Here is an 11824-nt window from a genome sequence, read left to right on the forward strand (position 1 = left end):
CGCACCTGGAAGAAGTGTCTTCCAAGATGCTGTATCTTAAAGAAAGTTATTTTTATCGAGATTAGGCTGGTGTCTGAACTAGTTTTTCAAGATATTCCTGATGTAGAACTATTGCAATGCTTAGGACGCGGATATCTTAAACAAAATCTCTTACGAGCAATTCGCTTGTGGGTATGGTTGCGATCGCTTTACGGTGACAATCAATACTGTGTAATTTTAGATGATTCTTTTTCTTACGCAGACTGGCGGAATGCATTTTTTAGTCCCACACATCCTAAAGGAGAACAAATTCCCCCCATACATGACTTTGATTGTCCCTGTGCGAAAACCGCAGCTGAATGGTTATTCAGTGAAAAAACAGAAATAGTTGCTAGCCACTGGCGAAAATCAATCCTTGTTCACGCAGGTATCAACGCATCGGCTTTAGACAAACTGTTACAGCAGCGTTTGTTTGGCGTAACTCGTCGTTCCTTGCAAGCTGATTTAGAAATTCTCGCTGAACTGGGTTGGCTTGTATACAAATACCAAAAATACTACCGGGTGTGCGAGTTACCATCACGTCCCATAGCTACAAAAGATCAGGGAAGTGCTGCTAAAGTCGGTGCTTATGAATTGAGTTTCATGCATGAAGATTTGGTAGAGTTTGCAGAAAATCACTCTCAAATAATCAATGGTATCCAACGCTTTTTTTTGAAACTCGATTATGTGATTCCCCGTAGTACCCTGGACGCAGTTAATGATTGGCAATACGAGTTAAGACAACTTTGGGCTAAAACTCCAGTTCCACCTGTCAAACTAACTTATGGTAGTGCCAGACTTGGAAATAAGGTTATTTGTATCGTTTATCCCGTATGCATCTACTACGTACAGAGAGCGGTTTATCTGTGTGCCTATGGCCAAAGCCCTCAAAAAGATACTAACTGGTATAATTTTCGTCTTGACCACATTCTGAGTCTGGTTGTTTTAGAGTGGACAGACCCTCAGCTTCCCTCAAATCTAAAGCAGCATTATCAACAGAAGTCTTTACCGAACCCAGATGATATTGCTTTGGAAATGTCTAAAGCTTGGGGATTTGATTTCTACTTGCCTTCACAATTGATGTTACTGCGATTTGACCGGGAGTTTTGCGATCGCTATGTTAAAGATACTGAACGCCATGACACTTTTAAAGAAGTTAGCTACCACCAAGTACAACTTTTGATTCAACGTGAAATTAAACAACCTCAACAACAAGAGACTTTACTAAAAATTCTGGCCAAGCGATCGCCACAAGACGCTTATTATCGGGTATTCATCCGATATCAAGATAACCAAAATAGAGACAACAACATCGTCATGCGTTTACGAGCATGGCAACCAAAAGTTGAAGTCTTAACACCTTGGGATTTGCGACAAAGCTTTGCTGTTGATATCGCCACCCAATTTCAGATGTATCACAATTAACTAACTATGACAATACCAAAATTGACCGAAAAATTTGAGTTAGCATTAGTTTACGCAACCCGTCTCCATGCCAGCCAAACCCGCAAAAATAGCGGTGTTCCTTACGTAGCTCACTTACTGAGTGTAGCAGCATTAGTATTAGAAGCTAGAGGTACGGAAGAAGAAGCGATTGCAAGTCTTTTGCACGATAGCATCGAAGACCAAGGTGGAAAATCCACTCGTGAGGAAATACGTCAGCGTTTTGGGGAGACAGTCCTGGCAATAGTCGATGGTTGCACAGAGTGGGATACACCACCGAAACCTCCTTGGCTAAAACGTAAACAGCAATATTTAGAAAACCTGCGCTATGCTTTGCCCTCTGTTCGACTAGTATCTTTAGCAGATAAATTGCATAATGCTAGGTCTTTGCTTGCTGATTGGCAACAACATGGTAATGTCATTTGGGCTGATTTTAGCGCTGGGAAGGAGAAAACTTTGTGGTTTTACCAATCTTTAGTGCAGGTTTATCAAGAAACAGGCTCTGATTGGATGACAGAGGAACTAAAACAAGTTGTTAGTCAATTGTGCCAGGACAATCTTGTTTAATGTTTAAATTTTTCAATCCTATTAGAAAAATTGGTTAGTGGAAACTTTGAGCCATCCATATATAATGACGACTATATGGAATGTTTCAGTCCCCGTGAGGGGATTTGATTAATGGAAACACATCTGAAGAACAAGTTAAAAATATTCTCCTGCAACGTTTCAGTCCCCGTGAGGGGATTTGATTAATGGAAACCTCTGGAAGCTTTGCACCAAGTTCATCATCTGAACAAACAATGTTTCAGTCCCCGTGAGGGGATTTGATTAATGGAAACATAAAGACTTTGATGAGTTTTGTGAACTTAATAAAAGTTTCAGTCCCCGTGAGGGGATTTGATTAATGGAAACTAACCATTATTTTGGTCAGTAGTTAGCTGTCGTAACGTTTCAGTCCCCGTGAGGGGATTTGATTAATGGAAACCCCTCCATGCTGAAACTGTTATGGAGCAAGCTTCCTGGGAAGCGTTTTGACGGATCGAAAATTTTGGTCATTTTCAGCGGCTCTTATTGCGAGTAATTTGCAACTTCCCGAATTAGTGAAACGCTGTAATTATTTACTTGTCAAGGTTCTGGCGATTTTGGCAGATCCCCTAGGGTTTTAGCCCCCGCTTCGACTTGCCAAACATCAAGCTGGTTCCCTAATCATAAGACGTGTATCTATTATTGTCCAGAAGTTTCTAGAATTTAACGGTTCGGGGAAAGAGGGCTAGTAAGAAGCTCATAAGGCGTATGCTGAAATTTATCCAAACTAGCAGCGAATAGCACTAAGTTCAAATATAGCCCTTGCCCTGACTGGTTAAGAGTGTCCAGGCTGGGAACGAAGCAACACAAGGCTTTGGGCTTATCTTAGAGCCAAGCCAGCAGTAGTTTCAGTTCCGGGTTAGCTTGCGATCGCTGAAGTTATTTGCTGTGAAACGCAACGTGTGGCTTTAATTAAATCAGCTGCTTTTTCGCCGATCATAATAGTGGGTGCATTCGTATTTCCTGTAGTAATCGTTGGCATGATTGATGCATCAACGACACGCAATCCCTTAACCCCATGTACGCGTAGTTCAGAGTCTACAACTGCCATTGGGTCAGTGCCCATTTTGCAGGTGCCCACAGGATGATACACCGTATTGCAAGCTTCTCGGACGTAGGCAACGAGTGCCTCATCACTCTGCTTATCGGCACCAGGAGCGACTTCCTCACCCCGAAACTCATCAAAAGCACTTGCATGGAACAAGTTACGCATTAATTTAATCCCAGCAACGAGCTTTTGCACATCAGCTTCACTTTGCAGATAGTTCAGCCGAATTATCGGTGCGTCTTTGGGGTCAAGCGATAGGGAAGCGCTGCTGCTTTCAGCAGAACGCAAACTGACACTCCCAATGTTTTGGGGATGGGTCAAACAGACTAGACTTGTGAATCCTGGGCCAGAGTGGGCATAGCCTGGGGGTGCAAACACAATGGGACCAAAGAGAAACTGTAAATCTGGCGCAGCATCCAGATTACCTTCACTATGCACAAACAAGCCAGCTTCAGCGATACTACTGGTGCTTGCCGTGTGTAAATCCTGAGTTGCCTGGTATACTACGGGTACGACAGGGTGGTCTTGGAGGTTTTGACCGACACCCGGCAAATCAACAACTACCGGAATTCCCAATGCTTGCAGGTGTTCTGCATCACCAATGCCGGAAAGCATCAGCAGCTTAGGCGAATCGAATGCCCCAGCACTTAAAATCACTTCGGAGTTGACTCTGACTTGGTGCAGCGTGCCCTCGTGCAGATATTCCAGTCCAATCGTGCGGGTGCCCTCAAATAACAAGCGAGTCACTAACGCTCCTGTCCTTATGGTCAAATTGGGACGTTGGAGAATGGGTAGGAGGAAAGCAGCAGCAGCACTGTGACGCTTACCATCCTTGATTGTCAACTGATAAAGTCCTCCACCTGACTGCTGCATCGCATTGGAATCAGGATTGTTGGGATATCCCATTGCTACGGCTGCATCAACAAAGCGTTGGGATACCACAGCAGGGGCAATGAGATGGGTCACGCTCAATTCCCCGTCAACCCCGTGGTATTCGGAGGCACCACGTTGCTGGTGCTCAGATTTCTTGAAATATGGCAATACATCTTCGTAGCTCCAGCCGGGATTCCCCAGTGACTGCCAGTGGTCATAATCGTGATGATTGCCCCGCATATAAATCATGAAATTAATCGAACTGCTGCCACCCAAGACTTTCCCACGGGGACAAAAGATTTTGCGGTTATTGAGGTGCGGTTCTGGTTCAGAGAAATAGCTCCAGTCCACCTCAGAGCCTAGTAGGCTGATGCATTCCGCCGGGATTTGAATCTCCGGTTTAGTATCTGGGTTGCCAGCTTCAAGTAATAACACGGTTGTTTCACTGTCTTCTGTCATCCGGTTGGTGACGACGCAGCCTGCCGAGCCTGCACCAATCACAATGTAGTCATATTGAGTCATGACATCCTCCTTTTCGGTTGTTTGTAGTAGATAAATTTAAATTTAGTGTTCTGTTAAGGCTACTTAAACAAAAACTATTTTGCCTTTCCTCGCCAGACAAACGCAGCACCAAGGCTCCAGCAGGAGTTTTTCGTAGCTCCTTATGTACTACAGCCGAATGGCACTAAGAAAAGCCCAAAGGCTTGTGTCGGCTCGTTCCAGCCTGGAGGCTGGGAATGTATTCAAGAGGCTCTGCCTCTGGTCAAGCTACTGGAGGCGGCAGCCCTCCCAGAATGCATTAAGAGCCTCTAGGCTAGGAACCAGTCAGGGCAAGGGCTATATCTTATCTTAGTACCATTCGTACTACAGCCATTTCATCGGGGAATTCATCTAAATCTAGTGTTTTTCCACCATACTCTGGTGGTGTGAGTATGGGACCAACCAGACAGGCAAAGGTAATATCTGCTGCTGAGAAGCAATTCCCAACCAAGTAGGAACGTCCATCAACAAGCTGCTTGTTTACCTTCTGCAAGAGTCTCTTAATTTGATTGAGCGAACTGACAGCTGACTGTGCCGTAATCTTGTAATCTTTCTGGGCAATAAAGCGCACCTGTGAGAAGACGGTAGTTGGTAAGTTCTTGGGTCTGCACTTGCTGCCTCCTTACAACTTTGAAAACAGCATATTTAAACCTTCGGTCATCGTGGGATGAGTCAAAATGCTATCGCGCAGAACGGTGTAGGGCATCTGAGCTTGCATCACCATCTGCACCGTCGAAATCACTTCCCCTGCTTCATGACACAAGAGTGAACACCCTAGAATACGACCTGTCTCGGTATCCACGATCGCCTTCAGCAGTCCATCGGTTTGACCGAGTGTTTTCGCTCTGGGAATAGCTGACGCATCCAGCTTCGTCAAGCGGATAGCATACCCTTGTTGCCGTGCTTCGGTTTCGGTCAAACCTACATGAGCCAGTTCTGGATCAATAAACAGACAGGATGGAACCAGCCTATCGCCTGTACTGCGATCGCTCCCATCAATCAGATTCGCTTTGACAATGCGATAATCGTCGAGCGACACATGGGTGTATTGCGGGCCGCCATTGATATCGCCTAACGCCCAAATACCCGGTATGTTCGTCTCCAGGCGATCGTTGACTTGAATAAATCCGCGTATATCGGTGGCGACACCAGCCGCAGCCAAATTTAAGCTATCGGTGTTGGGCGCACGACCAACAGCTACAAGCAAATGCGACCCCTGGAGGCTGAGGAGACGATCAGCAACTTGGATTTGAAGGATGGTTTCATTACCAGCGCCATCGACCCTTAACACCTTCGTCTTCAGTAAGAATTCAATACCATCTCGTTCCAGTAGCCTTTGAACCGCGATCGCCATATCTGGATCTTGCTGTGACAGGATTTGCTCACTTTGCCCAATCACGGTGACACGACAGCCAAAGCGCCGGAACATCTGGGCAAACTCCAAACCAATGTAGCCACTACCGAGAACGATCAAGTGTTCAGGCAAGTATTCTAGTTCCATGATCGATTCACTTGTCAAAAACCCAGCTTCCATGAGTCCGGGTACGGATGGAATCAAGGGCCGTGTGCCTGTATTAATAAACAACCGTTCGGCGGTGAGTAAGCGAGTGGTATCAAGAGCCGTCGTCACTTCAAGCGTTTTGGGAGCAACAAACCGTCCTGTTCCAATGATCAGTTCGTGACCCAGAGCAGTTTCTAAATTGTGCAAGTTCATTTCACGCATCCCTTGCACAAGGGTTCGTTTACGTTGAATCACCTGTGCTAGCTCAACGATGGGTGCATTGGCTTTAACACTATAAGCGGCACTGTTTCGCACTGTGTTTGCGACATTGGCACTCGCCACCATAGTTTTTGTCGGAATGCAGGCGATATTGATGCATCCGCCACCAATCATGTTTAAGCTGCGTTCCACCAGAGCTGTTTTACGTCCGTCAGCGACCAGCGCTGGTGCAAGTGTTTTACCCGCTTTACCGCCGCCGATAATAATGTCGTCATAGTATTGGGTGTTCACTTCCATCTCCTTTGAGTTTGATAAGGTGAATACCATGTCTAGAAGGTATTATGAACTTCATAAAAAGGCTGGCTGACTAAGAAGATTTTAGCGATCGCGCATTTGGCGAGGGTAACTCAAGATGCTTGCCCAAACGCAATCCAATTCTCAAAGATTGAGGTTGGACAATCCGGGATGATCATCGGGACGACGACCAAGTATCCAGTGGTATTTGCGTTCGCTCTGGTGAATTGGCAGGTCGTTGATGCTGGCAATACGCCATCGCATAAATCCGTGTTCGTTGAACTCCCAATTCTCATTGCCGTAGGAACGGAACCAGTTGTCAGAATGATCATGCCATTCGTAAGCAAACCGGACAGCAATTCGGTTGTCCCGAAAAGCCCAAAGCTCTTTGATCAGACGGTAGTCCAATTCTTTAAGCCACTTATGGGTCAAGAACTGGACGATCGCCTCACGACCAGATAGAAATTCTGAGCGGTTGCGCCAAACACTATCCAACGTGTAAGCGAGTGATACTAGTTCAGGGTTACGTGTGTTCCAAGCATCTTCTGCGATTCGGACTTTTTGGATGGCGGATTCATGATCGAAAGGCGGCAGGGGTAGTCGAGGATTTTCGGGGTTGTTCATAGTATGGAAGTCTAAAATGGCGATCGTCTCAGCATGATTGGATTGGAATTACAGCAGATTTCAAGGAAAGTGAAGTATACAACAATTCGTTCCAAAGCCAGGTATAAACCCTGTTTTACTTCTGAATTCTGCTGTAAGTCCGTGCCGACCGAATTACCTCAAAAGCAGTCTGATACAAATCAATGAATACCACCCGCGATGTGCAGCGTTTCCCCAGTGATCCAGGCTGAGTCGGAGGAGGCGAAGAAGACGGCGGCAGGTGCAATGTCCTGCACCTGCCCAATGCGACCAAGGGGAGTTTGTGCTTCAATCTGTTTGCGAAAATCGCTTTCGATAACTCCCAATGCTTGCAGTCCCTCTGTTTCTACCATGCTAGGATTGATCGAGTTAACACGGATCTGGCGTGGACAACACATTCATGTAAAGTGCGAAGGTTGGCTGGAAGGGCGCGGCGCTTACTCATCGCTCAGGCTCGGCACTGTGAACCTTACCGTTTCGCTAGTGATTATTTTGTGCGTGGGGTCGGCTAGTTCGATCAGCACCTTGTGCGGGCCAGGTTCCAGTCCGACCAGGATCAACGTTTCGCCGCTAGTATCGACAAAGTGCCACGGCGCATCGTCGACGGTAATGTGGATATGGCCAATGCGCGGCGATACTTCGAGGGCACCTTTGCCAAACACTGGTAACACACGCAAATTCTCCGTCCGGTACTGGATGAAGACGCGTCCCTGTGCTAGCGGTTCGGGAAGCGGTGGATCGACAATCAGCTTGGGTGGTGCTTCGTTTTCGATCGCAATCAACGGTGATAGTCCGATAATGTCCCTAGCGCTCGGTGTGTGAGTGGTCATAGCAGGTAAGTACCTAAGAGTAGTGTTATAAGATAACGATCCATTTGAAGGTGAAACGGCGCAGAGTCATCGCTCCAAAAAAGCCATTAACGTTTCTTTGATGCGAGTTCCCAGACCGCAGTTGCGAATGCTTTAGGATCTTCCTGGGGCAGGTTATGACCGACGTTTGGAATCACCCGATGCTGACGTTCGCCGCTAAACTTCGCTGCCGTCGATTTCCCATCGGTTGCTGGCACGACACCATCTGCGTCCCCGTCCAGCGTGATCGTCGGCACCGTAATGGTCGGTTGCGCGGCGAGTCGCTGCTCAAGCTCCTCATACATGGGATAGCCGGCAGCAAGTCCAAGGCGATGGCGGTAGGAATGAATCACGACCTCCACATAATCGGGGTTGTCAAAGGCGCTGGCGTGTTGACCGAGCGTTGCCTCGTCAAAGTGCCAGTTCGGCGAATTGCGAGTCCAGAGAATCCTCCCAATCTCACGTCTGTTAGCTGTCAGTCCGGCGCGTCCGCGCTCGGTCTGGAAATAGTATTGGTACCAGATCCCGGATTCGATCGCGGGTGAAAGTGGCAGCCCTGCTTTGGCAATATCCTGGATCAAGTAGCTATTGACGGACACCAGACCTGTGCATCGTTCAGGCCAGAGAGCCGCAACAACGCAAGCGGCTCGTCCACCCCAGTCATAGCCAGCAAGTACAGCACGGTTTAGCTGCAATCCATCCATCAAGGCGATCGCATCGACACCGATGGCGGCTTGCTGCCCAGAGCGTGGTGTGGCGCTGTCGAGAAAACGGGTTGATCCATGTCCTCGCAGGTAGGGAACAATCACCCGACATCCGCGTGTAGCAAGCATTGGTGCAACGTCAATGTAGCTATCGATGGAATACGGGAACCCATGCAGCAGCAACACCGGAGAGCCATCGCTCGGTCCTGCTTCGTAGTAACCAATGTCGAGGACACCCGCTTTGATCTGCTTGATGGGAGTAAACCTAAATTCAGATCGTTTGGGCTTGTCAAAGCTTGCGTGTGCGGTACCCATGAGTGCCATTTCTGTGAAAATGCTTGCTGCCGCCGTTCCCAAAAAGCGGCGGCGGTTGTGTTTAATTGCTTTGAGCATAGGGTTGACTCTTTGGATTAGACTTATCCGGAAATGAGAACTTTATTTGGCTGAAACCTAGCTCTGGAGAGGGTTTTAGAGGTTCCTGTTTTATATAAGCTAAAAAGCCAGCTATGTAAGGGTTTCAGCTATTTTGAGGTTTATTTGTGGATAAGTCTATTGATTAATGAGGCGATTGCACAAAGCACAGTCGCTTTACCCTTTTCCCCTACGCTAACTCGGTAAGCAGAAGAGCGATGGAAGAGCGTCTTTTCCCTTCCCCAAAAACATTGATCGCATCTTATTGCAGATATTTCTTCAATTGGGCAGCAGCTTGAACAAACAGAGAACGGGTTTGTGGCAACTCAGCTAAACCATTTAGTAGTCCGAAGTCATGAATCATACCGTTGTACTGCACAGTTGTCACCTCGACCCCAGCTTCATCGAGCTTGCGTCCATAGGCTGTGCCCTCGTCATGCAAGATATCGCTCTCTGCAACCACAATTAACGCTGGAGGCAAGCCTTTGAGTTGTTCAACCGTCGCCTGTAGGGGAGAAGCATAGATGTCTTTGCGCTTTTCTGGGTCAGCGATGTACATATCATACATCCACTTCATCGTTGGTACAGTCAAAAAACGCTGCTCGCCAAATTCGTGATAAGAATTCGTTTCAAAATCAGCATCGACAATGGGCCACATCAGGATTTGCAGCTTGATGTGTGGTTCTCCTTTTTCTTTTGCCTTCAAAGCAGTGACAGTTGTCATGTTACCGCCGACACTATTGCCAACGACTGCCAGATTCTTGCCATCCACCCCAATCTCCTCACCATGCTTGGCAACCCATTTGGTCGCAGCATAAATCTCATTGATCGCCTGTGGGTACTGAGCATCCGGCGTGCGAGTGTAGTTGACAAAGACACCTGCAAACCCTGAAAGCACAACCAGATCGCGAACCATGCGCTTGTGTGTTGGATAATCACCAAGTACCCAACCGCCGCCATGAATAAAGATGAAAACAGGCAATATGCCTTGAACACCTGTAGGTCGCACGATATTGAGCGTGATTGGATAACCATCAGCAGTAATCGTCTTCTCAGACTCGTCAATGCCTGAAAGATCCACTTCAACGGCAGCCTGTGCATCCACGAGTACTTGACGCGCTTCGAGTGGAGTTAACGTCTCTAAACCCACACCTCCTGAATTCAGCAATTTCAAAAATGCCTTCACTCCTGTAGAAAGACGCGGATCATCTGTGACTTCCAAAACTTTTACTGCTGGCGATTTTACTTGACTAACCATAATTGTCTCCTTTTGTTGATAAGGGTTAATAATCTGTTGAAGTGGCACTGTTAAACCACCTGCTGTCGCGATTGTGGAATGGCAATTATCCACTATCCAGATCAAAATCGAGATCAAAGTAGGTTGGCATAATGTCCTTTTTGATTACTCAACATGAGTTGTCAGCGAAATTTTGGCGTTTTACACTCGCTCAAACTTTGGATTGATTAAACAGGGATGGGTTACAGTCGTGACGTGAGAAATTGAGCGATATAGTTTGCGATCGCATCCCCTTCTTCTTCCAGGGCAAAATGTCCGGTATCAAGCAAATGGAACTCAACGTCTTTCAGGTCGCGCTTGTAGGGATAAGCGCCTTCGGCTGGGAAAATGTAGTCGTTCTGACCCCAAACAATCAGGGTTGGTGGCTGATATTTGCGGAAATACTCCTGCCATTGCGGGTATAATGGTGGATTAGTGCCATAGCTATACAGCAGCGCCAGCTGAATCTGATCGTTGCCGGGGCGATCGAGGAAAAATTGATCCATATTCCAGGTATCCGGGCTGATCGCTTCCAGATTGCGAACGCCATTGGTATATTGCCACTTGGTTGCATCCAGGGTGACAAGGTGTTTGAGCTTGTCAGCATTCTCAGGAGAACGGTCTTGCCAATATGCCTTGAGCGGCTCCCAAAATTCACGCAGCCCTTCTTCGTAGGCATTCCCGTTTTGGACAATAAGTGCTTCCACTCGCTCTGGATCTTTAGCCGCAATCCGATAGCCAATGGGAGCGCCATAATCCATCACGTAAAGGCTATAGCGCTTCAGATTGATTGCGGTAATAAATTTCTCCACGATCTGTGCCAGGTGATCAAACGTGTAATCAAACTCATTCACAGTTGGCATCGAACTATTCCCGTAACCCGGATAATCTGGTGCAACCAGATGGAAGCGATCGGCCAGCGCAGGTATCAGATTGCGAAACATGTGAGATGAGGTCGGGAAGCCATGCAACAGCAGAATTGTCGGATTATTGCGGGAGCCAGCTTCTCGATAAAAGATATCTAAACCATCGATCGAAACTGTGCTATATGTGGTCATGACTTTACTCTTTCTAAAATTGTCGGTGAAGCTGAAATTGTGGGGTGAAATCGATCATCAGTGATTACCTATAACTAATAGGACTTACGCACGAGTTACGGAATACCGAACCGCAGAGGCGCAGAGGACACGGAGAAATCAGAGTTTGAAAGATATTTTGCGTAAGTCCTAACTAAAACTCGTTGCTTTACGGTGAGTCGTCGTGTTGTCATTGCTGAGGAGGCGGAGGAATAATTTCGATGCTGTACTCAGGTGAAGTGGTGAGGATTTTATCGAACAGAATTCAGGAGTCAGGAGTCAGGAGTCAGCAGTCAGAATACAGGAAAGGTATTCTGTACGACTGGTGGATGAATAATCGGCGTTT

General features: G+C 47.1%; 11 protein-coding genes and 1 CRISPR repeat array. Of the genes, 2 read left to right on the plus strand and 9 right to left on the minus strand.

Going from position 1 to position 11824, the window contains the following annotated elements:
• The first annotated feature begins 69 nt into the window (after positions 1-69).
• Both PUQ00_RS22080 and PUQ00_RS22085 read left to right on the plus strand, forming a co-directional pair.
• Complete coding sequence (locus tag PUQ00_RS22080) at positions 70-1443, plus strand: TIGR03985 family CRISPR-associated protein (RefSeq protein ID WP_300420794.1); 1374 nt, start codon at positions 70-72, stop codon at positions 1441-1443.
• Between the two features lie 6 nt (positions 1444-1449).
• Positions 1450-2028, plus strand: coding sequence for an HD domain-containing protein (locus tag PUQ00_RS22085; RefSeq protein WP_300420796.1), 579 nt, complete (start codon positions 1450-1452; stop codon positions 2026-2028).
• A gap of 79 nt (positions 2029-2107) precedes the next feature.
• Positions 2108-2446: direct repeats of the CRISPR family, unit length 37 nt; unit sequence GTTTCAGTCCCCGTGAGGGGATTTGATTAATGGAAAC.
• Between the two features lie 459 nt (positions 2447-2905).
• Here the strand turns inward: PUQ00_RS22085 and PUQ00_RS22090 are convergent.
• From PUQ00_RS22090 to PUQ00_RS22130, 9 genes are all read right to left on the minus strand, one after another.
• Positions 2906-4489 (minus strand): GMC family oxidoreductase N-terminal domain-containing protein, encoded by a 1584-nt coding sequence (locus tag PUQ00_RS22090; RefSeq protein ID WP_300420799.1) that lies wholly within the window; start codon positions 4487-4489, stop codon positions 2906-2908.
• Between the two features lie 322 nt (positions 4490-4811).
• Entirely contained in the window at positions 4812-5000 is a 189-nt protein-coding gene (locus PUQ00_RS22095; protein WP_300420802.1) for a hypothetical protein, read from the minus strand.
• A 129-nt stretch (positions 5001-5129) separates the two neighbouring features.
• Positions 5130-6524: a mercuric reductase gene (locus PUQ00_RS22100; RefSeq protein ID WP_300420803.1), complete on the minus strand. Its 1395-nt coding sequence runs from the start codon at positions 6522-6524 to the stop codon at positions 5130-5132.
• A gap of 141 nt (positions 6525-6665) precedes the next feature.
• Positions 6666-7145 carry a nuclear transport factor 2 family protein gene (locus PUQ00_RS22105; RefSeq protein ID WP_300420806.1) on the minus strand — a complete coding sequence of 160 codons (480 nt, stop codon included), beginning with the start codon at positions 7143-7145 and terminating at the stop codon, positions 6666-6668.
• Positions 7146-7324: 179 nt separating this feature from the next.
• The gene (locus PUQ00_RS22110; RefSeq protein WP_300420808.1) at positions 7325-7561 is read right to left on the minus strand and encodes an SDR family oxidoreductase; all 237 of its coding nucleotides are present in this window, start codon (positions 7559-7561) and stop codon (positions 7325-7327) included.
• A gap of 39 nt (positions 7562-7600) precedes the next feature.
• Positions 7601-7993: a DUF6130 family protein gene (locus tag PUQ00_RS22115; protein ID WP_300420810.1), complete on the minus strand. Its 393-nt coding sequence runs from the start codon at positions 7991-7993 to the stop codon at positions 7601-7603.
• 86 nt (positions 7994-8079) lie between these two features.
• Positions 8080-9108 carry an alpha/beta hydrolase gene (locus PUQ00_RS22120; protein WP_300420812.1) on the minus strand — a complete coding sequence of 343 codons (1029 nt, stop codon included), beginning with the start codon at positions 9106-9108 and terminating at the stop codon, positions 8080-8082.
• Positions 9109-9388: 280 nt separating this feature from the next.
• Positions 9389-10384 (minus strand): alpha/beta hydrolase, encoded by a 996-nt coding sequence (locus PUQ00_RS22125; protein ID WP_300420815.1) that lies wholly within the window; start codon positions 10382-10384, stop codon positions 9389-9391.
• 221 nt (positions 10385-10605) lie between these two features.
• Positions 10606-11460 (minus strand): alpha/beta hydrolase, encoded by an 855-nt coding sequence (locus PUQ00_RS22130; RefSeq protein ID WP_300420818.1) that lies wholly within the window; start codon positions 11458-11460, stop codon positions 10606-10608.
• Positions 11461-11824 lie beyond the last annotated feature (364 nt).

It is taken from the genome of Nostoc sp. S13, from assembly GCF_029379315.1.
GTDB lineage: Bacteria > Cyanobacteriota > Cyanobacteriia > Cyanobacteriales > Nostocaceae > Nostoc.